Annotated in this window: 20 protein-coding genes and 2 pseudogenes; 10 read left to right on the top strand and 12 right to left on the bottom strand. The window is 74.3% G+C overall.

Annotation, left to right across the window (positions count from 1 at the left end; genetic code table 11):
• Positions 1-16: 16 nt before the first annotated feature.
• Positions 17-514 (top strand): SRPBCC family protein, encoded by a 498-nt coding sequence (locus ACFFHU_RS11385; RefSeq protein ID WP_377337971.1) that lies wholly within the window; start codon positions 17-19, stop codon positions 512-514.
• Here ACFFHU_RS11385 and ACFFHU_RS11380 read toward each other — a convergent pair.
• Positions 459-1,349, bottom strand: coding sequence for a sterol desaturase family protein (locus ACFFHU_RS11380; RefSeq protein WP_377337969.1), 891 nt, complete (start codon positions 1,347-1,349; stop codon positions 459-461). The genes ACFFHU_RS11385 and ACFFHU_RS11380 overlap by 56 nt on opposite strands.
• A gap of 187 nt (positions 1,350-1,536) precedes the next feature.
• Here ACFFHU_RS11380 and ACFFHU_RS11375 point away from each other — a divergent pair, with 187 nt between their 5' ends.
• Entirely contained in the window at positions 1,537-2,145 is a 609-nt protein-coding gene (locus ACFFHU_RS11375) for a DNA-3-methyladenine glycosylase I (protein ID WP_377337967.1), read from the top strand.
• The gene (locus ACFFHU_RS11370) at positions 2,142-2,714 is read left to right on the top strand and encodes a hypothetical protein (RefSeq protein ID WP_377337965.1); all 573 of its coding nucleotides are present in this window, start codon (positions 2,142-2,144) and stop codon (positions 2,712-2,714) included. The genes ACFFHU_RS11375 and ACFFHU_RS11370 overlap by 4 nt, the downstream gene beginning before the upstream one ends.
• Positions 2,715-2,723: 9 nt before the next feature.
• On the opposite strand, the gene ACFFHU_RS11365 is transcribed toward ACFFHU_RS11370, so the two are convergent.
• From ACFFHU_RS11365 to ACFFHU_RS11350, 4 genes are all read right to left on the bottom strand, one after another.
• A complete protein-coding gene (locus ACFFHU_RS11365) occupies positions 2,724-3,959 on the bottom strand; it encodes a DUF1501 domain-containing protein (RefSeq protein ID WP_377337963.1) in 1,236 nt (411 codons plus the stop codon).
• Between the two features lie 10 nt (positions 3,960-3,969).
• Positions 3,970-5,283 carry a DUF1800 domain-containing protein gene (locus tag ACFFHU_RS11360; RefSeq protein ID WP_377337962.1) on the bottom strand — a complete coding sequence of 438 codons (1,314 nt, stop codon included), beginning with the start codon at positions 5,281-5,283 and terminating at the stop codon, positions 3,970-3,972.
• Between the two features lie 63 nt (positions 5,284-5,346).
• Positions 5,347-6,141 carry an enoyl-CoA hydratase-related protein gene (locus ACFFHU_RS11355; RefSeq protein WP_377337960.1) on the bottom strand — a complete coding sequence of 265 codons (795 nt, stop codon included), beginning with the start codon at positions 6,139-6,141 and terminating at the stop codon, positions 5,347-5,349.
• Between the two features lie 56 nt (positions 6,142-6,197).
• On the bottom strand, positions 6,198-7,076 hold the full coding sequence (locus ACFFHU_RS11350) for a PaaX family transcriptional regulator (RefSeq protein WP_377337958.1): 879 nt from the start codon (positions 7,074-7,076) through the stop codon (positions 6,198-6,200).
• Between the two features lie 189 nt (positions 7,077-7,265).
• Here ACFFHU_RS11350 and ACFFHU_RS11345 point away from each other — a divergent pair, with 189 nt between their 5' ends.
• Both ACFFHU_RS11345 and ACFFHU_RS11340 read left to right on the top strand, forming a co-directional pair.
• Positions 7,266-7,433 (top strand): DUF3117 domain-containing protein, encoded by a 168-nt coding sequence (locus tag ACFFHU_RS11345; protein WP_095563524.1) that lies wholly within the window; start codon positions 7,266-7,268, stop codon positions 7,431-7,433.
• A 134-nt stretch (positions 7,434-7,567) separates the two neighbouring features.
• A complete protein-coding gene (locus ACFFHU_RS11340) occupies positions 7,568-9,136 on the top strand; it encodes a leucyl aminopeptidase family protein (protein ID WP_446686799.1) in 1,569 nt (522 codons plus the stop codon).
• A 60-nt stretch (positions 9,137-9,196) separates the two neighbouring features.
• Here ACFFHU_RS11340 and ACFFHU_RS11335 read toward each other — a convergent pair whose 3' ends face one another.
• The gene (locus ACFFHU_RS11335; protein ID WP_377337954.1) at positions 9,197-9,772 is read right to left on the bottom strand and encodes an O-methyltransferase; all 576 of its coding nucleotides are present in this window, start codon (positions 9,770-9,772) and stop codon (positions 9,197-9,199) included.
• A gap of 324 nt (positions 9,773-10,096) precedes the next feature.
• Here ACFFHU_RS11335 and ACFFHU_RS11330 point away from each other — a divergent pair, with 324 nt between their 5' ends.
• Positions 10,097-11,614 (top strand): S1C family serine protease, encoded by a 1,518-nt coding sequence (locus tag ACFFHU_RS11330; protein WP_377337952.1) that lies wholly within the window; start codon positions 10,097-10,099, stop codon positions 11,612-11,614.
• A 75-nt stretch (positions 11,615-11,689) separates the two neighbouring features.
• Positions 11,690-12,061 (top strand): annotated as a pseudogene (locus ACFFHU_RS11325) (twin-arginine translocase TatA/TatE family subunit); the annotation flags it as partial.
• A 201-nt stretch (positions 12,062-12,262) separates the two neighbouring features.
• On the opposite strand, the gene ACFFHU_RS11320 reads toward ACFFHU_RS11325, so the two are convergent.
• The 3 genes and pseudogenes from ACFFHU_RS11320 to ACFFHU_RS11310 form a co-directional block, all read right to left on the bottom strand.
• On the bottom strand, positions 12,263-13,408 hold the full coding sequence (locus ACFFHU_RS11320; RefSeq protein WP_377337950.1) for an Mrp/NBP35 family ATP-binding protein: 1,146 nt from the start codon (positions 13,406-13,408) through the stop codon (positions 12,263-12,265).
• 232 nt (positions 13,409-13,640) lie between these two features.
• The gene (locus ACFFHU_RS11315) at positions 13,641-14,243 is read right to left on the bottom strand and encodes a DUF1003 domain-containing protein (RefSeq protein ID WP_377337948.1); all 603 of its coding nucleotides are present in this window, start codon (positions 14,241-14,243) and stop codon (positions 13,641-13,643) included.
• Between the two features lie 202 nt (positions 14,244-14,445).
• Positions 14,446-15,702 (bottom strand): annotated as a pseudogene (locus ACFFHU_RS11310) (magnesium transporter MgtE N-terminal domain-containing protein); the annotation flags it as partial.
• A 32-nt stretch (positions 15,703-15,734) separates the two neighbouring features.
• On the opposite strand from ACFFHU_RS11310, the gene ACFFHU_RS11305 reads away from it, so the two are divergent.
• Positions 15,735-16,604 carry a PhzF family protein gene (locus tag ACFFHU_RS11305; RefSeq protein ID WP_377337946.1) on the top strand — a complete coding sequence of 290 codons (870 nt, stop codon included), beginning with the start codon at positions 15,735-15,737 and terminating at the stop codon, positions 16,602-16,604.
• A 38-nt stretch (positions 16,605-16,642) separates the two neighbouring features.
• Here the strand turns inward: ACFFHU_RS11305 and ACFFHU_RS11300 are convergent, their stop codons facing one another.
• Positions 16,643-17,125 carry a hypothetical protein gene (locus ACFFHU_RS11300; RefSeq protein WP_377338256.1) on the bottom strand — a complete coding sequence of 161 codons (483 nt, stop codon included), beginning with the start codon at positions 17,123-17,125 and terminating at the stop codon, positions 16,643-16,645.
• Positions 17,126-17,344: 219 nt separating this feature from the next.
• Positions 17,345-18,055, bottom strand: a complete 711-nt coding sequence (locus ACFFHU_RS11295) for an HAD family hydrolase (RefSeq protein ID WP_377337944.1) — start codon at positions 18,053-18,055, stop codon at positions 17,345-17,347.
• A gap of 140 nt (positions 18,056-18,195) precedes the next feature.
• Here ACFFHU_RS11295 and ACFFHU_RS11290 point away from each other — a divergent pair, with 140 nt between their 5' ends.
• The gene (locus ACFFHU_RS11290; RefSeq protein ID WP_377337942.1) at positions 18,196-19,128 is read left to right on the top strand and encodes a DMT family transporter; all 933 of its coding nucleotides are present in this window, start codon (positions 18,196-18,198) and stop codon (positions 19,126-19,128) included.
• A gap of 70 nt (positions 19,129-19,198) precedes the next feature.
• On the opposite strand, the gene ACFFHU_RS11285 is transcribed toward ACFFHU_RS11290, so the two are convergent.
• Entirely contained in the window at positions 19,199-20,020 is an 822-nt protein-coding gene (locus tag ACFFHU_RS11285; protein WP_377338255.1) for an SDR family NAD(P)-dependent oxidoreductase, read from the bottom strand.
• 110 nt (positions 20,021-20,130) lie between these two features.
• Here ACFFHU_RS11285 and ACFFHU_RS11280 point away from each other — a divergent pair, with 110 nt between their 5' ends.
• Entirely contained in the window at positions 20,131-21,084 is a 954-nt protein-coding gene (locus ACFFHU_RS11280) for an HpcH/HpaI aldolase/citrate lyase family protein (RefSeq protein WP_377337941.1), read from the top strand.
• The last annotated feature ends 17 nt before the right edge of the window (positions 21,085-21,101 follow it).

Raw genomic sequence — 21,101 nt, 5'->3', positions numbered from 1 at the left:
CACGGTCGGAGCGCGCATGACCGACCCCGCCGATGCCGACGAACTGCGCGCGGCGGCCCGTCCCGGCTCGGGCGAGGTGACGGCGACTGTCATCGTGCGGGCGCCGGCCGAGCGGGTCTTCGCCGCGTTCACCGCCTGGGAGCGGCAGGGGGAGTGGATCCCCTTCACCCGGGTGCGGGTGGTCGCCGGCGACGGCGGCGAGGGCAGCCGGATCGAGGCGGTCACCAGCGTCGGTCCTGCCGTGCTCCGGGACGAGATGCGGGTGGTCCGGCTGGACCCGCCGTACGAGGTACGGGTGGTGCACACCGGCGCGCTGCTGCGCGGACCGGGCGTGCTGCGGTGCACCCAGATGGACCGCGATCGCACCCAGGTGGTCTGGCACGAGTGGTTTCACCTGCCGGGCGGGGTGGCCGGCCGGATGGCCTGGCCGGTGCTGTGGCCCGGGTCGAAGTTCAGCCTCACGAGCGCGTTGAAGCGGCTGGGCCGGCTGGTGGAGCAGGGGCAACTGCCGTGAGTTCGGCGGCGGCCGGGCGCCAACCGGGGGGCCGGAACAGGTAGCCGGGCCACTGCCGCCAGGAGGCGGCCCGCAGGTCCCGGCCGATGGCCGCGTACTCGTGGAACGCCACCCGGACCGGGTTGTACGTGCCGATGTTCGTGGTCAACCCGTACACGCAGCGGTCCCGCTCGGGGGCGAACGAGCCGAACAGCCGGTCCCAGACGATCAGGATGCCGCCGAAGTTGCGATCCAGGTAGCCGCCCTGGGAGGCGTGGTGGACGCGATGGTGCGACGGCGTGTTGAGCACGGCCTCGACGGGCCGGGGCAGCCGGTCGATGCGCTCGGTGTGGATCCAGAACTGGTAGAGCAGGTTCACCGAGCTGAGGAACGCCAGCACGGCCGGGTGCACGCCGAGCAGGATCAGCGGGATATAGAAGATCCACGAGGTCAGCCCGGTCCACGGCTGGCGCAGCGCGGTGGACAGGTTGAACCGTCGCGACGAGTGGTGCACCACGTGGCACGCCCAGAGGATGCGGATCACGTGATGGCTGCGGTGCGACCAGTAGTAGCAGAAGTCCTGCGCGACCAGCAGCACCGGCCAGACCCACCACGCCGTCGGCACCCGTAACGGGGTGCCGGCGTAGAGCACCGCGTACGCCGCCGCGATCGGAATCTTCCACAGGATGTCCGCGCCGACGCTGCCCAGGCCCATGGCGAGGCTGGTGGCGGTGTCCGCGGCCGCGTAGCCGAGCTCGTCGTCGTCCCGGTGCATCAGGTACGAGACCCGCTCCAGCACGATCAACAGCAGGAAGGCCGGGATCGACCAGGCGATGACGTTCGGCAGCTCGCGCACCGCGTACCTCCGTCCTACCGGTCGGTAACCTCAGACGATAGGCAACCGTCGCTGCCCTGGCAAGGACGACCGAGCCTCGCCGGCCGCTCAGGCGGCCGTACCCGATCGCCGTACCGCGATCGCCGTGCCGGGCCGCCGTTCCGGCGGTGTCTCGGAGACCGTCGGTGCCGTGGCCTACCGTTGTGCCGTGACTGATCTGGTGACGGGGGCGGACGGGCTGCCACGGTGTGCGTGGGGGTCCGCCACCCCCGACTACGCGGCCTACCACGACGGTGAGTGGGGCCGGCCGGTACGCGACGACGACGGCCTCTTCGAGCGGCTCTGCCTGGAGGCGTTCCAGTCCGGCCTCGCCTGGATCACGATCCTGCGCAAGCGGGAGGCGTTCCGGCGGGCGTTCGGCGGGTTCCGGATCGCCACCGTGGCGTCCTTCGGCGACGACGACGTCCAGCGGCTGCTCGCGGACGCCGGGATCGTGCGCAACCGGGCCAAGATCGAGGCGGCCATCGCGAACGCCCGGGCCGCCCTGGACCTGCCGGTCGGCCTGGCCGAGCTGCTGTGGGGCTTCGCGCCCGCGGCCCGGCCGAGCCGGCCGGCCAGCTTCGCGGCCGTGCCGACCGTGACGGCCGAGTCCACCGCGATGGCCAAGGCGCTCAAGAAGGCCGGCTTCCGCTTCGTGGGCCCGACGACGGCGTACGCGCTGATGCAGGCCACCGGGATGGTGGACGACCACCTCGCCGGCTGCCACGTGCCCGTCGGCGCTCCGGCCGGGGCGGTTGTCGGCGAGGTGTCCCGGTGAGCGCCTGGGCCGTGGTGATCCCGGTCGAGCGCTTCGAGGCCGAGCGGCTGGTGCAGCACGACACGCTGGAGTTGGTCGACCTGGCCGGCCGGCCGGGCCCGGGTCCGGGCGACGACGTGCTGGTGGTTCGCGACGAGCAGACGCCGCTCGTGGTGGCGGTGGGCCGGGTCAGCCCCGCCAGCGGCACCGACGAGCGGGACCCGGACGACCCGCAGGCCGCCGACGGCGGTCCGCTGGTGGTCTCCTATCTGCGCCGCGCGCTCGACCGGCCGGTCCCGGCCCCGGGCCTGGCGCTGGGCGGCCCGGTCACCCCCATCGACGAGGAGACCTTCCGTCGCTGGTCGGGCCGGGTGGCGCCGGCCGGCGACCGGCAGCGCTGGCTGGTCAGCCTCGACCTGCCGATCGAGGCCGCGTCGGCCGCCGAGGCGGCCCGGGTCTTCTGGTCGTACGTCCTCGAGCTGGGCCCGCGGGAGCTGCCGGCCTTTGTGGCGCCGAGCCGGAACGAGCTGGCCATGCAGGCCTTCGTGCTCGGCGCCGAGGCCAACCAGGACCCGGAGGAGGACGACTGACCGACCGGGTCAGGTGAGCACGCCGGACAGCCGGCCGCGCCACCCGCCGAGCACCGGCCCGGGATCGGCGTCCAGGACCCGTTCCAGCAGCGTGGCATAGACGTCCCGGAAGTCGGTGGTGCATTTCAGGTCGCCGTCGTCCAGGTCGGTGAGGCTGGGTTGCTCGCCGTAGAGGCCGCCGCGCACGCCGGTGCCCAGCAGCAGGATGTCCGACGCGGTTCCGTGGTCGGTGCCCTGGGAGGCGTTGGCGCGTACCCGCCGGCCGAACTCCGAGTAGACCGCCACCACCACCCGCCGGCCGGCGTCGGTCCGGCTCATCCGGTCGACGAAGCGGCTCAGTGCCTGGTCGAACTCACCCAGCAGCACCGCCTGCAGTTGCTTCTCGTCGGCGTGGGTGTCGAAGCCGCCGAGCGACACCGAGAAGACCCGGCTGGAGACGCCGGCCTCGACACACTGCGCCACCAGGTCGAGCTGGGCCTCCAACGGGCTGTGCCCACCCCCGGTGGCCGTGGCCGGGCTCTCGCCGTCGTCGCCGTCGCCCGGGCTGGGGGTCCCCTCGCGTACCGCTGTGATCATGGCCGTCACCGCGCGCAGGTCCGCGAAGCAGGCGGCGGCGCGGGCCCGGGCCGGCGGTTCGTCGGCCGGCGCCGCGAACGCGGCCAGGGTCGCGTCGCGAAGCCCGCCGGCCCCACGCTGGGTGACCGGTACGGCCGCGCCGGCGCTGCGCGCACCGGCCAGCAACGGCGGCAGGGCCGGCTCGAACGACACCGCCAGCCGGGGATCGGCCCCGGCGCCGTCGAGCCAGCGGCCCAGCCAGCCGGTGGTGCCCGGCCGATCGGGCTGGGCGGTCTGCCAGATGTCCATCGAGCGGAAGTGGCTGCGGTCCGGCTTGGGGTAACCGACCCCGCGAACGACGGCCAGCCGGTGCTGCGTCCACAGCCCGTGCAGGCCGCCGAGCGCCGGATTGAGCCCGAGCCGGTCGTCCAGCCGCTTGACCTCCTCGGGCCGGTAGGCCATCTCGGCTCGGGCGTCGTGGTAGGCGGGGTCGGCGTACGGGATGACGGTGTTCAGCCCGTCGTTGCCGCCGTACAGGGTGACCAGGACCAGCGTGCGGGCGTCCGGGTCCCGGTCGCCGGCCGTGGCCAGCAGGTCGGTGAGGGCGTACGCCGACCCGCCGGCCGCGAGCGCGGCCGCGCCGGCCACACCGCTGCCGATCAGGAACCTCCGTCGGGTGAGCAGATCCATGCCGTCCCCCTCAACTCACCGTGTATTCCGGGCTGACCAGCGCCGCCGCGACCAGCCTGGGTGGGTCGGCGGCCAGCGGGGCCAGCGCCGCCCTGCTGCGCTGGGTCCACGCGTCCACCACCAGCAGCCGGGCCAGCGCATCGAGCCGGCCCGGCTGCGGCGCGGCCGCGAGAGCCCGACCGACCGTCGGGGCCATCCGGGCCGCGAAGAGCTGGGCCAGCCGCATCCGGGCCTGCAGCGCGCCCGTGGTCAGCCAGGCCGTGCCGGCCGGCCAGCCGCCGACGCTGGGCGGGCGGAGCGGCACCTGATCCAGCCCGTCGAGGCCGGACACGAGCTGCCGGCGCTGCTGCTCGGGCAGCGCCGACGGGCGGATGCCGAGCTGCCGCATGGCGCCCACGGCCCACTCCACGGGCTGCTTCACCAGCTGACCGGCCGTGGCGCCGAACGCGGGCGAGGTCAGCACGGCCCGCAGGACCGCCGTGCTGTCCGGATGCGCAGGCTGGCCGGGCGCGGCGGTCGGTTGCGCCGGCGTGGCGCCGCCGGCGAACCGGAACCACAGCCGGGTCGCCACGAAGGCGGCCGCCTCCGGCCGGTCCGCCAGCAACCGGGCGTACGACTCCGCGTCGAAGGCCGCCGTCCGGCCCAGGATGGTCTTGTCCCCGGGATCGTGCCGGCGCGGCACGAAGGTGGCGGCGCCGGTGCCGCGGTCGATCGTCCAGCCGGTGAGCGCCCGGGCGCCGGCCTTCACATCGGCCTCGGTGTAGTTCCCGATGCCGAGGGTGAACAGCTCCATCAGCTCGCGGGCGAGGTTCTCGTTCGGCGCCTGCCGGGTGTTCTTCTGACCGTCCAACCAGACGATCAGCGCGGGGTCGCGCACCATCGCGGTCACCAGGTCGCCGAACGGGCCGGGCCCGTACCGGCGCAGCGTGTTCAGCTGCCCGAGCATGAGCTGAGCCGACTTCACCTTCTTGACACTCGTGGCCCAGTGGCCGTGCCAGAAGAACAGCAGCTTCTCGCCGAGCTGGTGATCGGCCGCCACCATCCGGTCCAGCCACCACTCCAGGACCTGGCGGACCTGCGCGCCGCGCTGCTGGTTGGCCTCTTGCCGCTGTTCCCGCGCCGGCTTGCGGCCCAGGCTCGCGGCCGGGTCCGGCCCGAGTCGCGGCGGCGGAGTGGCGGCGGCGCCCCGGTCGCTGCCGACCGGCCGGAGCAGCCGGTCCAGGGTGGCGTCCAGGCCGTCCCGAACGGCCGCGTCGACCTCGGCGGCGGTCGGCCCGAAGGTGGCCCGGCGCAGCAGATGCGCGAGCATGTCCCGATTGGCCATGCCCGCGACGCTACGACTCGACTGTACGAGTCAGGTAAGCCCGACGTCCGGGCCCGATCCGGATCAGTGGCCCTCGAACTCCGGCTTGCGCTTGGCCACGAAGGCGGCCGTGGCGGACCGGTGGTCGCTGGTCGCGCCGCAGATGGTCTGCGCCTGGGCCTCGGCCGCGAGCGCCTCGGAGAGGGTGCCGGCGTCGCCCACCGACAGCTGCCGCTTGATCGCCCCGTACGCGACCGTCGGGCCGGCCGCGAGCCGGGCCGCGAGCTCCTGCGCCACCGGCAGCACCTGCTCGTCATCGCTCACCAGCCGGGTGAGCAGGCCGAGCCGGAGCGCCTCCTCGGCCCGTACCGGCTCGGCCAGCATCAGCAGCTCCACGGCCTTGGCGTGCCCGACCAGCCGGGGCAGCGACCAGGAGACGCCGGTGTCGCCGGCGAGGCCGACCTGGGCGAACGCCATCAGGAAGCTGGTGGCCGGGCCGCCGATGCGGAAGTCGGCGAGGAAGGCGAGCGACGCGCCCGCGCCCGCGGCCATCCCGCGGACCGCGGCCACCACCGGCTTTGGCAGGTCGCCGAGCCGCGCGGCGATCGGGTTGTAGTGCTTCCGTACGGTCTCCAGCGGATCGGCGGCGCCCGCTTCCAGGGTGGCGATGTGTTCCCGCAGATCCTGGCCGGCGCTGAAGGCCCGACCGGCCCCGGCGAGCACCACGGCCCGGCACGAGCGGTCCTGCTCCAGCTCGGCGAGCGTGTCCCGGAGCGCCTCCTTGAGCCGTACGTCGAGGGAGTTCAGCGCCGCGGGCCGGTTGAGGGTCAGCGTCACCACGGCGTCGGTTCGGTCCACGAGCAGCGGCTCGTCGTTCACTGGTTGCTCCTCCGTTCGCGACTGCGGGGCTCGCAGACCCGGCTCACTCCTCGCGCTCACTGGTTCAGGCCCTTCTGTTGTCGTCGCCCGGTCCCGGTCCCGGTCCCGGTCCCGGCGCCGCGGCCCCGGGTGGGGGTCACCGCGGGTCCGTTACCGAGGCAGTGGTCCACGAACCGGTCGGCGGCCGGCCGCAGCCGAGCCGCGTGCCGGTCGAAGAAGGAGGCCGCGCCGGTGCCCGGCCACCGGTCGGGCAGCAGGGCCGGAGGCAGTTGCGGATCCCGGAACAGGAAGGTACGCCATGCGTGCACCAGCCGGAACCGGGCCGCGTACGCGTCCTCGTCGCTGCTGCGGGCCGTCACGCCGGTGACCAGCGGTCGCTGCTCGGCCACGAACCGTTCGTACGCCTCACCGATCTCGCCGAGGTCCCACGCGCGCCGGACCACGCCCATGGCGCCCTGGGTGCCGCCGGCGTGGCTGGCGGTGAAGCGCTCGTGCCGAACGCCGGCCTCGGCCAGCAGCCCGTCGATGTCAACGCCGGGCCGGGTGGCCACCCAGGTGCGTTCGTCGAGCATCCCGTACCCCATGAAGCTGAGGTTGGATCCGAGCCGCTGCCGGTCTCGCCGGTTGGCGGGCCCGTCCAGGACGAGCAGATCGAACCGCCCGTCCCAGCCGCTCCGGCCGGTGCGGTAGATCCGGGCCGCCGCCTCGTCCAGCCGGCGCGCCGCCTTTGGTGTGATCGAATAGCCCGGTCCGTTGGCCAGCCGGAGCGGGTCAAGCCACCCCTGTCGAACCATCCGGGAGACCGCCGTGCGGACGGCCGGTGCCGCGATGCCGAGCGGAGTCAGTAGTCTGACCAGGGCGGCCACCGGCGCGCGGCCACCCCGTGGACGTAGGTAGTCGCCGTATAGGTCGAAGAGCGCCGACCGTGCCTGCATGACCGCATATTGTGACAGTCATTTGCGATATATGCTAGATGCTGTTATATCGAGACCGGCTCGGTTTGGGTCCGGCGGTGTTCATCAGGGAAAATCGTTGCTCGACGCCGTGGGCTTCCCGCGGCAAGTGCTGGCGAAGTGGCTGTGGGGCAACCCACGGACCCTGATGAAGGTCTGAGGGGAGACGACATGGCGGCGATGAAGCCGCGGACGGGCGACGGTCCGCTGGAGGTCACCAAGGAGGGCCGGGGCATCGTCATGCGGGTGCCGCTGGAGGGTGGCGGCCGGCTCGTCGTTGAGATGACACCGGACGAGGCCAACGCGCTCGGCGACGCGCTGAAGGCCGCCGTCGGCTGATTGAATGGCGAACGGCCCGGCCGCACCCCGCGACCGGGCCGTTCGCCGTAGGCGGGACCATCCGCCCCTTTCTACTTCCGGAGGTATCCCGGGTGCTGCACATCCACCCCGTCGCCGAACCAACCCGGTACGACGTGCTCGTCCTGCCCGTCCGGCCCGGCGCCGGCGGTCCGGGCGGCGCGGAGTTGGCGCCGGGGAGCTGGGCGCCGCCGGCGGACGTCCGGTCGGAGGCCACGGCGCTGCTCCCGGCGGTGCGGCACTCCGGCGGCCCGGGCGAGACGTATGTGGGGGTCCGTCCGGGCAACCCGGTCGGCCGGCTGGTCCTGCTCGGGGTGGGTGGCGGCACCGAGGCGGACTGGCGGACCGCGGGCGCGGCGCTGGCCCGCTCCGGCGCCCTCGACGGCACGGTGGCGCTCGTGCTGCCGGGCGATGCCGGGGTGGCCGAGGCGCGCGGCATGGCCGAGGGGCTGTGGCTGGCGTCGTACCGGTTCCGGGTCCCGCCGCAAAACGGCGGCGGGCGGCCGGACGGCGCGGACGCGGCGGCCGGGCGGGGAACGACCGGCGTGCCGGCCGGGCCGGGAACGACCGGCGGCGCGGACGCGGCCGGCGGCCACGACGCGACCGGCGGCGCGGACGCGGCCGGGGGCGACGACCCGGGCGGGACCGGCGAGCCGGCCGTGTGGCTCGTGGTGTCCGACCCGGTCGGGGTGCAGGAGGCGCTCACCGCGGCCCGGATCACCGCCGAGACGACCCGGCTGGCCCGGGACCTGACCAACATGCCCTCGTCGGTGAAGAGTCCCGAGTGGCTCGCCGACCAGATCGTGGCGGCCGCGGCCGGGCATCCCGGCCTCGAGGCGCGGGTACGCGAGCCCGACTGGCTCTCGGCCGAGGGCTTCGGCGGCGTCCTCGCCGTCGGTGGCGGCTCCGTCAACCCGCCCCGGCTGGTCGAGCTGAGCTGGCGGCCCGAGGGCGCCACCACGCACGTTGTGCTGGTCGGCAAGGGCATCACCTTCGACACCGGCGGCCTGTCCATCAAGCCGCGGGATGCGATGAAGCTGATGCGCAAGGACATGGGCGGCGCCGCTGCGATCCTGGCCGCCACCGTGGGGGCCGCGGCGCTCCGGCTGCCGGTCCGGATCACCGCGCTGGCGCCGCTGGCCGAGAACATGGTGAGCGGCTCGGCGTTCCGGCCCGGTGACGTGATCCGGCACTACGGGGGGCTGACCAGCGAGAGCACCAACTCCGACGCCGAGGGTCGGCTGGTGCTGGCGGATGCCCTGAGCTATGCCCGGGAGCGGCTGGCGCCGGACGTACTGGTCGATCTGGCGACGCTGACCGGGGCGAACGCGGTGGCGCTCGGTTCCCGGACGGCGGCGCTGTACAGCGACAACGACGAACTCGCCACGGCGGTGCTGGACGCGGCGGCCGCGGCCGGGGAGCGGGCCTGGCGAATGCCGCTGCCGGACGACTACCTGGAGTACCTGCACAGCGACCTGGCCGACCTGCACAGCTCGCCGGCCGCCGGCGCCGGTTCGGTGACCGCGGCGCTCTACCTGCGCGAGTTCGCCGGGGAACTGCGGGACCGCTGGCTGCACCTGGACATGTCGGCGCCGTCCTGGGCCGCCGCCGACTCGGCGGAGCTGACGAAGGGCGCGACCGGCTGGGGCGTACGCACCCTGCTGCGCTGGCTGGCCGGGCTGTAAGGAAGGGCCCCTTCTTATCGTTTTTGGTATAGCAGGGGCCCCTTCTTAACGCCCGCGGGCTCAGCCCCGGCGGACCGCCGTGAGCAGGCCGTCGCCCGCGGGAAGCAGGGCGGGCACCCAGTCCTCGGACTCCCGGACGGCCTTCACCACCTCGCGCACGGTCACCGTGGCCGGGTCGCGGGCCGCCGGGTCCCCGATCCGGCCGCCGGCCAGGGCGCGGCCGATGGCCAGCAGGCCACCGGGCCGCAGTAGCCGCAGGGCCGCGTCCACGCACGCCCGGTACTCGGCCACATCCGCATCGACGAACACCAGGTCGTAGACGCCGTCCGCGAGCCGTGGCAGCACGTCGAGGGCGCGGCCGGTGATGATCCGGGTACGCCCGGCCGGGTAGCCCGCCTCCACGAAGACGCGCCGGGCGATCCGCTGGTGCTCGGCCTCGACGTCGATCGTCGTGAGCACGCCGTCGGGTCGCATGCCGCGCAGCAGCCAGACGCCGCTCACCCCGGTGCCCGTGCCGATCTCCACCACCGCGCGGGCGTTCCCGGCCGCGGCGAGCATCCGCAGCGTCGCGCCGACGCCGGGGGTCACGGCCTCCAGGCCGATCTCCCGGGCGAGGCTGCGGGCCGTGCGCAGCACGAGGTCCTCGGCGACGTACGCGTCGGCGAACTGGAGTGCCTGTAAGGTCGTCGAGGGGACGGACCGGTCGAGCGTGCCGATGGGGCACCTCCAGGCATCTGGTCGGTTGGGCGGGTCGCGGGTACGAGCGTAGGGCCTCGCCGTTCGGGCCGCGTCCGCAGCGGTCGGTGCCCGGACTGACGCTCTCGAGCAGATCCACCGGACACCCCCGGCCGCATCCGTGTAATCCTGGATGCGGAAACCGGACTTCGCGACCGGAGCGGCCGACGGCCGTGCCGGGCCGGCGCGGCCGGTGACCCGGGACCGAACTGGGAGGCACCGATCGTGACCGACGGCTGGAACTGGCACCAGCCCGCGGGGACGCCGCAGCCGGCGCCTCGCCCCGACCCGGGTACGCCGGTCGGCCCCGCTTCGGCCTGGGGCGGCCCGCCGGCCGGATCGGCCTCCGGCTGGGGCGGCCCACCACCGGCCGGATCGGGCTCGGCCTGGGCCGGCCCGCCGCCGACCGGTTCGGGTGCGTGGGGCGGCCCGCCACCCGGTACGGGCGCGGCGTACCCGGGCGCCGGTGGCCCGTCGCCGGCCGTCCCCAGCCCGGTCTGGGCCGGCCCATCGCCGGCCGATCGTGCGGGCGAGCCGTCGCCCTGGTGGTCGGATGCGCTGCACGATCCCTGGCGGGACCCGTCGACGCCGGTGGCCACCGTGCTCCGCCCGTCCGGCGCCGACGCGGGGGCCGAACCGGAGCCGGTGACGGACCCGGACGCGCCCCGGCCGCGGGGGCTGCGGACGATGTTCCTGATCTCGATCGTCACGGCGCTGCTGGCTGGCGCGCTCGGCGGCTCGCTGGGGTTCGCCTTCGCCATGCGCGGCGGGGTGGCCCGGCCCACCGCACTGGGCGCCCCGAACGCCTCGGCGCCGGCCGCGGCCCAGCGCCCGCCGGAATCGTTGGCCGGCGTGGCCGAGCGGATGCTGCCCAGCGTCGTGACGGTGCGCACCAGCAGCACCGAGGGGACCAGCGTGGGCTCCGGCTTCGTGGCCACCGAGGACGGCTACGTGATCACCAACCAGCACGTGGTGGAGGGGGCCAACGGGCCGGCCACGGTGGAGTTCAGCGACGGCTCCACCACGCCGGCCAACATCGTGGGTCAGGACGCCGAGTCCGACATCGCGGTGATCAAGGCGCGCCGCTCGGGGCTGACTCCCGTGCAGTTCGGCGACTCCGAGGCCATCGCGGTCGGCGACCCCGTGCTGGCCTTCGGGTCGCCGCTGGCGCTCTCCAACACGGTCACGGCCGGCATCGTGAGCGCGCTCGACCGGACCATCCGGGCCGGCGAGCCCGGTGGCCCGGTGCGGTACTACGCGGCGATCCAGACTGACGCCGCGGTCAACCAGGGCAACTCGGGCGGCCCGCTGGTGGACGGCGCCGGGCGGGTCGTCGGGGTCAACTCGGTGATCAAATCACTGGCCATCGACGAGCAGCAGGCCGGCAACATCGGGCTGGCCTTCGCCATCCCGATCAACCAGGCCAAGCGGATCGCGAGCGACATCATCGACACCGGCCGGGCCCGCCGTACGGTGATCGGCGCCCAGGTCGGCTCGGACGGCGCGGCCGGCGCCGGCACCGGCGTACGCCTGTCGAGCGTGGAGCCCGGCGGCCCGGCGGCGAGCGCGGGCCTGAAGAGCGGCGACATCCTCCTCAAGCTTGGTGGCCGGGCGTTGACCGAGCCCACCGACCTGATCGCGCTCGTCCGCAAGTACGCGCCGGGTTCGGTGGTGTCCGTGGAGTACCGGCGCGGCGCCGCCCGGCAGACCGCCTCGGTGACGTTGGCCGCCGATGCGAAGTAACCGGACGCTCATCCCCTGCCGCCCGGGGCCGCCAGGTGCGTACGCTTGCCGAGGGCCGGACGAGGGGAGCTGAACATGTTCGAGAACCTGAACTGGTGGGAGATCGGTCTCCTGCTGCTCCTCGCGCTGCTGATCTTCGGGGACAAGCTGCCCAACGTGATCAGCGACGGGCTCCGCCTGCTCCGCAACGTGCGCGCGATGGCCAACAACGCCACCAGCGACCTCAGCCGCGAGCTGGGCACGGACATCAAGCTGGAGGATCTGCACCCCAAGGCGTTCATCCGCAAGCACCTGCTCAGCGAGGAGGAGGAGGCGGAACTGCGCAAGCCGCTTCAGGGGGTGTACGACAGCCTGAAGTCCGACCTCACGGGCGTGCAGAACGAGTTCAAGGACATCAAGGCCGCTACCGACCTCCGGTCGGCCATCCGGCCGAACGGCGGCGCGGCGGCCAACGGCTCGGGCCCGGCCAACGGCTCGGGGTCGACCAACGGCTCGGGCTCGCTCGACGGCGCCGCGCCGGCGGCCGGGTCGTCCGCAACGGGCGCCGGGCCCGTCGTGCCGGCCAGCCGCCGCGAGTACGACATCGACGCCACCTGACCGCCGAAGGGCTGTCCCCTCCGGCGGCAGGTTAGACGGTGCAGGCGGTTGTCAGCGACCGGCAGGGCGGAGGCCCAGCGGCTTCCCGAGCAGCGATTCGCGGCGGACCGCAAGCCGGTCGGCCACCGCGTGCAGGGCCTGGGCGGCCGGCGCCGCCGGCTCGGTCAGCACGATCGGGTCGCCGGCGTCGCCGGCCTCCCGTACCCGGGTGTCCAGCGGGATCTGACCCAGCAACGGCACCTGGGCGCCGACGGTCCGGGTCAGCGACTCGGCCACCGTGGCGCCGCCGCCGGCCCCGAAGACCTCCATCCGGGAACCGTCCGGCAGCTCCAGCCAGGACATGTTCTCGACCACCCCGACCAGGCGCTGGTGGGTCTGCAGCGCGATGGCCCCGGCCCGCTCGGCCACCTCGGCGGCCGCGGTCTGCGGGGTGGTCACCACGAGGATCTCCGCGTTGGGCAGCAGCTGGGCGAGCGAGATCGCCACGTCGCCGGTGCCGGGCGGCAGGTCGAGCAGCAGCACGTCCAGCTCGCCCCAGTAGACGTCGGCGAGGAACTGCTGGAGCGCCCGGTGCAACATCGGCCCGCGCCAGACCACCGCGGCGTTGCCGGCGGTGAACATGCCGATCGAGATGACCTTCACGCCGTGCGCCTGCGGCGGCATGATCATGTCTTCCACCCGGGTGGGCGGGGCGTCGACGCCGAGCATCCGCGGGACGGAGTGGCCGTAGATGTCCGCGTCCACCACGCCCACCGAGAGACCCTTGGCAGCCAGCGCGGCGGCCAGGTTCACCGTCACGCTCGACTTGCCCACGCCGCCCTTGCCGCTGGCCACCGCGTACACCCGGGTCCGCGAGCCGGGCTGGGCAAAGGGGATGACCGGCTCCTGCGTGGCGCCGCCGCGCAGCCGGCTCTGCAGCTCCTGCCGCTGCTCGGGGCTCATCACCCCGAAATCGATCTCCACTCCCGTCACGCTGGGCACGGCCCCGACGGCCGCGGTGATGTCGGTACGGAGCTTGTCGCGCAGCGGGCAGCCGGCCACGGTCAGCAGCAGCTCCACCCGGACGACGCCGTCCGGGCCGACGACCGCGGAGCGGACCATGCCCAGCTCGGTGATCGGCCGGCGGATCTCCGGGTCGTCGACGGTGGCGAGGGCGGCCTGTACCGCGTCCTCGACGGTGCTGGCAGGTGCAGACATGCCGGCAATGCTACGTCGGGGCGTTTCGACCGCCGGCGGGCAGCGGCCCGGATGTGAGCGAGTCGATGCCCCAGCTTGCGGGTCTTTCTCCGGCTGTCGGGAGAAAGCGGCGATTTGCTGCTGGACGCCGTACCTCCGCCGGTGCGACGATCGTTACGACGCCGCGCGCCCTGCCCCTTGAGGCGCGCGGCGTCGCCGTGCCGGAGGCGCGTTGCGTCGCCGCACCGTGCCGTCAGTCGCTGTCCAGCTCGTCCCGCGGCTCGTCCATCGATTCGATCTCGCCCTGGTCACCCCGGATGTGGTCGCCGCCACCGACCCGTTCGCGGGCGTGCCGCCGCTCCAGCCGCTGCCGGCGCCGGCTCTGCTCGTCCAACTCCTCCACCAGCCGGGTGAGCTCCGAGCGGACGAAGTCCCGGGTGGCCACCTCGCCGAGGGCGATCCGCAGCGCCGCGATCTCCCGGGAGAGGTATTCGGTGTCCGCCTTCTGCATGGTGGCCCGCCGCCGGTCCTCCTCCATGGCCAGCCGGTCCCGGTCGGCCTGCCGGTTCTGTGCGAGCAGGATCAGCGGCGCGGCGTACGAGGCCTGCAGCGACAGCAGCAGGGTGAGGAAGGTGAAGGTGTACGGGTCGAACCGCAACCGGTCGGGAGCGAGCGTGTTCCAGCCCAGCCAGAGGGCGATGACCAGCGTCATCCAGACGATGAAGTTCGCCGTACCCATGTAGCGGGCGGTGCCCTCGGACCACCGGCCGAACGCCTCGGGGTCGAACCGGGGCACCTTGATTCGGGCGGGCTGGGCGGGCTGATCGAGCCGGGGGACCTGGCGACGATCAACCATTTCCGGCCTCCCCGGGCTGCGGCCGGTCCAGCTCGCGTTCCGGGGCCGCGTCGCCGCTCCGGCCGGCGGTGGGCGCCGTCCCGGCCCCGGTCACCGGGCCCGCGCCGGGGTCGCCGGCCAGCGCGGCCGGCCCGGCCGCCGTACCGGCCGACCCTCGTGCGGGCGGTGTGGCCCCGGCCATGGCAGCCCAGGTGGGCGGCCCGGCCGCCACCACGTCCATGGCGTCCCGGTCCCGCCAGTTCCGCGGCAGCGAGTGGTCCAGCACGTCGTCGACGGTCACCGCGCCGACCAGCCGGTTGGCCGCGTCCACCACCGGCATGGCCACCAGGTCGTACGTGGCCATCCGGCGGGTGATCTCCGGCAGCGGGGTGGCCGGCTGGAGCGGATCGATGTCGTTGTCGACCACCCCGCCGAGCAGCTCGGCCGGCGGCTCCCGGAGCAGCCGCTGGAAGTGCACGATGCCCAGGTAGCGGCCCGTGGGGGTGGCCAGCGGCGCCCGAGTGACGAACACCTGCGCGGCCACGGCGGGGGACATCTGCGGTTCCCGGATCCGGGCCAGCGCCTCGGCCACGGTGGCGTCCGGCGGCATGATCACCGGCTCGGACGTCATCACGCTGCCGGCCGTGCCGGGGGTGTACTGCAGCAACTGGCGGACCGGGTTGGCCTCGTCGGGCTGCATCAGGTCCAGCAGCATGTCCTGCTCGGGCGGCGACAGCTCGCTGAGCAGGTCGGCCGCGTCGTCCGGATCCATCTCCTCGAGGATGTCGGCGGCCCGTTCCCGATCCAGGGCCGCGAGGATCTCCACCTGGTCCCGCTCGGGCAGCTCGCCGAGGACATCCGCGAGCCGTTCGTCGTCGAGCGCGGCCGCCACCTCGTTGCGGCGGGCGTCGGGCAGATCCTGCAGGGCGTTCGCCAGGTCGGCCGGGCGCATCTCGCCGAGCACGGTGAGCAGGTTGGCGGTGCCTCGTTCCCCGTCCGGGGTGCCCAGCAGGCCGCGGACGTCCTCCCAGGCCACCTGGTGCAGGTGCCCGCGCCGGCTGAGCCGGCCGGTCGCCTCCCGGACGGCCACCCGGGACAGCGTCCACTCCCCGGTGCGGCTGCACTCCATGGCCACGTCGACGACCGAGCCCGACACGCCGGCGGGCTCGACGCGTACCCGGCGGTCCAGCAGGTCCTCCAGCACCAGCAGCTCGTTGGGCCGCCGGGAGAACCGGCGCAGGTTGAGCGTGCCGCTGCCGAGCGCCACGGCCTCGCCGTCGATGGACGTGATCCGGTTGATGGACAGGAAGATCCGCCGGCGCATCGGCATCTCCGCCACCAGGCCGACCACCTGCGGCGGCCGGTTGGTGCTGCGCAGCCGGGCCACCGCATCGCGGACGCGCCCCACCTGGTCACCGTTCGGATCGAAGACGGTGAGCCCGGCGAGGCGGGCGATGTACACCCGGGTCGGCGTGGTCACCTGTCAAGCCTACGGGCCTAGGGTTAATGACCATGTCGAGCCTCAGCTACGAGATCGTGGACGTCTTCACCGACCGCCCGTTCGCGGGCAATCCGCTGGCCGTGGTGTTCGGCGCCGAGGCCCTGGCCGCGGCGCAGCTGCTGGCGTTGACCCGGGAGTTCAACCTCTCCGAAACGGTCTTCGTGCTGCCGCCGAGCCGGGCCGGGGCGACGTACCGGGCGCGGATCTGCACGGTCGACCGCGAGTTGCCGTTCGCCGGGCACCCGAGCGTGGGCGCCGCGGTCACCGGCAGCCGGCGCGGCGCCTTCCCGGCCGGGGACCTGGTGCAGGAGTGCGGCGCGGGCCTGCTGCCGGTCAGCGTGACGGGTGACCGGGCGATCCTGACCGGCGGCACCCCGACCCTCGGCGGCGAGCTGGATCCGGCGCCGTTGCTGGCCATGGCCGGCCTGACCGAGGCCGACCTCGCCGGCCCGGCGCCGCGGATGGCCGGCTGCGGCCTCGACTTTCCCTACCTGCTGGTACGCCCCGACGCGGTGGCCCGGGCGGCCGTCGACGTGGCGGCCGCCCGCCGGCACGGGATCGGCGACGTGGTCGTGGTGGGCTGGCATCCCGAGCAGCGCGCGGCGCACGTGCGGGTGTTCGGCGTCGGGCTGGGGGTTCCGGAGGATCCGGCCACCGGCTCCGCGGCGCTCGGTCTGGGGGTGTGGCTGGTGGCGGCCGGCCTGCTGCCCGGTGACGGGAGCACCGCGTACACCATCCGGCAGGGCGCGGAGATCCACCGCCCGTCGACGCTGGAGTGCGTGGTGACCGCGGCGGGCGGCGCGGCCGTCGGCGTGACGGTGGCCGGTCACGTGGTGCCGGTGGCCCGCGGCGAGATCATCGTCCCGCCCTTCATCGGCTGACTCGCGCGGGCCGCCGCCGGCCGGTGGCTGATCGCTGCTCAGCGGCGTCGGCGTACCCGGTGCAGCCGGAACGGCCGGCGGGTTCGCCTGACCGCGGGGGTTTCCCGGGGCGTGGCCGCGAGCGACCCCGCCGGCAGCGCGTCGCCGGTGGTCGGCGGCGCCGCGGCCGGGGTCAGCCGGCTCAGCACACACTCGGCGGCCCACCGCTCGACGAGCCGGGGGGCCGGCTCGGGGGAGTTGAGCCGCTTGGCCGCCACCTGCGGGGCGACCGCGGCCCACGCCTCGTCCGCCGGGGTCAGCCGGCCCACCTGGGCGGGCCAGCTCACGATCCGGCCGCCGTGGTCGCCGCGCAGCGTCACCACGGCCGCGTCGGCCTCGGCCAGGCCGGGCAGCGACTGCTCGCCGGGGCCGGTCACCACGTAGAGCGCGTCGTCGACCGGCACGCACCAGACCGCGTACGCCGGACCGTCGCCGACCGCGATCCAGGCCACGCTCGCCTTCCTGACCGCCTCGGCCAGCACCGGGGATCCGGGGGCGGTCGCCGGCGCGGGCTCCCCGGCGGCCGCCGGCGGACCCGGCCGCCCGGCGCCGGTCGGTGGCGCCGGATTCCTGTCGGCGGTCGGCTGCGCCGGCTCCCCGGGCGCGGCCGGTTCGGCGCTCTCGTCGGTCACCAGGCCATCCTGCCGCACCGGACGGCCGGTGGGCAGCCTGCCGGCCCAGGCGTTAACAGGGGACCCTTTCTATACCGGAAGCGATAACAGGGGGCCCTTCCTTTCCACCAGTGCGGGGATGTCGTTGAGCGAGGTGACGGTGGGGCCGGTCCAGTCGACGTCGGCGTCGAAGACCAGGTGGTTGTCCAGATCGGGGGCGGCCAGCCGGACGGCCGTCAGCCCGGCCGCGGCGGCCCCGGTCAGCTCACGGCCGCCGCCGTCCCCGACGTAGAGGCAGTCCGCCGGCTCGACGCCGAGCCGGCCGCAGGCGGCCAGGAACAGCGCCAGGTCCGGCTTGCAGCGCCCGAACTGCACCGACAGGATCTGCGCGTCCAGCAGCGGCGCGATCGGCAGCCCGGGCAGCAGCGCCGGCAGCTCGTGGGTGCAGTCGCTGACCAGAGCGGTACGCAGGCCCCGCCGCCGCAGGGCGCGGAGCACGTCCACGGCCTCGGGCCGCAGCCGGGTGTCGGCGCGCAGGGCCGCGATCCGGTGCTCCCGGGCGGCGCGTACGGCCGTGTCGCTGGGCCGGCCGCCGGCCTGCTCGCCGGCCCAGCGCAGCGTCGCCACCGCATCGCCGAGGGCGCCGGAGGCGCGCAACCGGAACGACCGGTCGAGTACGTCGATGAAGTTGACCTCGTCGCATCCCAGCGCCTCGGCCACGGCCCGGTGCCAGGGTCCGCGCTGCACGGCCTCGGTGAGGGTGCCGAAGAAGTCGAACAGCACCGCCCGGAAAACGGCCATGGCGGCAGAACCTCCGAACGTCGCTCTGAGCAGGGAGTTGGCGGTGCAAATGATCTTAGGGCGGCCGTGGGGCCGCCCGAACGGTGTGGAGATACTCGGCTGTGCCCCACCGCTACTCCAATCGACCTCCCGGCTACCCCGTGGATCCCGGCACCGCCGGCGCGGTGGCGGTGGCGCTGCTCGCGATCTCGTCGTCCGGCCCGCTGATCGCGTACGCCGCCGCGCCGGCGCTGGCCGTGGCGTTCTGGCGCAACGCGGGCGCCACGGTCCTGCTGACGCCCGTCTCGCTGATCCGCCGGCGGGCCGAGCTGGTCGGGTTGTTCGCCCGCGCGGGCCGGCGGACCGGCTGGTACGCGGTGCTGGCCGGGGTGGCGCTGGCGGCCCACTTCGCGGCGTGGACGCCCAGCACCAAGCTCACCTCGGTGGCCGCCTCCACCGCGCTGGTCACCTCGCAGCCGGTCTGGCAGGGCCTCATCGCGCTCGGTCAGGGTCGCCGGCTGTCGGCGCTGTCCTGGCTCGGCATCGGGCTGGCCGTCGCCGGCGCCGTCCTCACCACGGGGGCCGACCTGGGCGGCGGATCCGGCCGGGCCGTGCTGGGCGACGTGCTGGCCCTGCTGGGCGGGATGGCCGCGGCCGTCTACACGGCCTTCGGCGAGCGGGTACGCAGCACCGCGAGCACCACCACGTACACCACGGTCTGCTACGGCGTCTGCTCGGTGCTGCTGCTGGCGGTGTGTCTGGCCGGCGGGGTCCGGTTGACCGGCTTCAACCCGGCGACCTGGCTGGCCATCCTGGCCCTGGTGTTCGGGCCGCAGCTCCTCGGGCACTCGCTGCTCAACTACGCGCTGCAGCGCATCTCCGCCACCACGATCAGCGTGCTGATCCTGCTCGAGACGCCCGGTGCGGCGCTGATCGCCTGGCTCTGGTTGGGCCAGACGCCCCGGACGGCGGCGCTGCCCGGGCTCCTGCTGTTGATGGCGGGGGTCGCCGTGGTCGTCCTGGGCAACGCCCGGACGCCCCGCCGGCCCGCCCCGGTCAGCGCCCCGCCCGAGACCGCGCCGCTGCGGAAGTGACCCACGCCGGGCCGCCGGCACGATCGCCGTAGTGGTGGCACGGGCGCGCTGGCAGCGCGACAGATGACTGTCAGAGGCCGACGGCGCGGGCGCTGGCGTCCCACAGCCGGGCGGCCAGTTGCGGGTCGGCCGCCGCCGGATTCGGGCGGCGGGGCCGCTGGTCGAGGTAGTACCCGCCGTTCACCAACGTGCTCGGGTCCTGCCGGGCGAGCCACACCAGGGTCTGCGCGCCCTTCGCCGGGCTGCGCAGGAACCAGGCGAGCCGCATCCCGACGGCCAGCAGCCGGCTGTCGCTGCCGAACCGGGTCCGCACCACGCCCGGGTGGAACGCGTACGACGGAAACTGCGGCCAGCGCCGGGCGGCCTCGGCGGTGAACAGGATGTTCGCCTGCTTGCTGGTGCCGTACGCGCGCATCGGCCGATACCGGCGCAGCTGGTTGGCCAGGTCGTCCGGGTCCAGGGCGCCGGCCCGGTGCGCGTCCGAGGCGGTGTTCACCACCCGGCCCAGCCGATCGGCCAGCAGGTTCGTGAGCAGGAACGGCGCCAGGTGGTTGGCCTGCATGTTCCACTCGAAGCCGTCCACCGTGGTGATCGGCTCCACGGCGATCGCGCCGGCGTTGTTGGCCAGCACGTCGATCCGGTCGTACGCGTCGCGCAGGTTGCCGGCCAGCCGGCGTACGTCGTCAAGGACCGCGAAGTCGGCGCGGAACAGTTCCGGGGACCGGCCGGTGATCCCGCGGATCCGCTCGGCGGCCGAGGTGAGCCGGGCCGGATCCCGCCCGACCAGCGCGACCTCGTCGCCCAGCCGGGCCAGCTCGCTGGCGGCCGCCAGACCGATGCCGGAACTCGCGCCGGTGATGACCACCCGGCGGCGCCCAGTGACATCTTCCACAGCGCGGTTCTCCCCGGTCATGGCATGAGGTTACCGTGACGTCAACCTCGGCCGCCGCGCGGAGATCCGGCGACCGGGCCAGGCGGAAGCCACCCCGGAAGGAGCGTCTGATGGTCGCTGTTGGTCGCCCCCGCCGGTCCTGTCTGGCCGTGCCCGGCTCCAGCCTCAAGATGCTCGACAAGGCGCAGGGACTGCCGGCCGACCAGGTGTTCCTCGACCTTGAGGACGCGGTCGCACCGCTGGCCAAGGCCGACGCCCGGAAGAACATCGTGGCCGCGCTCAACGACGGCGACTGGGCCGGCAAGACCCGGGTGGTCCGGGTCAACGACCTCACCACGCCGTGGACCTACCGGGACGTCGTGGAGGTGGTCGAGGGCGCGGGCGCCAACCTGGACTGCGTGATGCTGCCCAAGGTGCAGAGCGCGGCGCACGTGGAATGGCTCGACCTCACCCTCACCCAGATCGAGAAGACGCTGGGCCTCGAGGTGGGCCGGATCGGCATCGAGGCCCAGATCGAGAACGCGGCCGGCCTGGTCAACGTGGACGCCATCGCCGCGGCCTCGCCCCGGGTCGAGACGATCATCTTCGGGCCGGCCGACTTCATGGCCTCGATCAACATGAGGTCCCTGGTGGTGGGGGCGCTCATTCCCGACTACCCGGGCGACCCGTACCACTACATCCTCATGCGGATCCTGATGGCCGCCCGGATGCACGACCAGCAGGCCATCGACGGCCCGTTCCTGCAGATCCGGGACGTCGACGGGTTCCGCGAGGTGGCCAAGCGGTCGGCCGCGCTGGGCTTCGACGGCAAGTGGGTGCTGCACCCGGGCCAGATCGAGGCGGCCAACGAGGTCTACTCGCCGGCCCAGGAGGACTACGACCACGCCGAGCTGATCCTCGACGCCTACCAGCACTACACCTCCGAGGCCGGCGGCCGGCTCGGCGCCGTGATGCTGGGCGACGAGATGATCGACGAGGCGTCCCGCAAGATGGCGCTGGTGGTGGCGGCGAAGGGCCGGGCGGCCGGGCTGAGCCGTACCTCCAGCTTCACCCCGCCCGCCTGACCCGCCGACCCGCCCCG

The organism is Plantactinospora siamensis (assembly GCF_042434095.1).
Classification (GTDB): Bacteria; Actinomycetota; Actinomycetes; order Mycobacteriales; family Micromonosporaceae; genus KBS50.
Note: the sequence above shows the minus strand (reverse complement) of the source record. Positions and strands in the feature narration are given on the sequence as shown.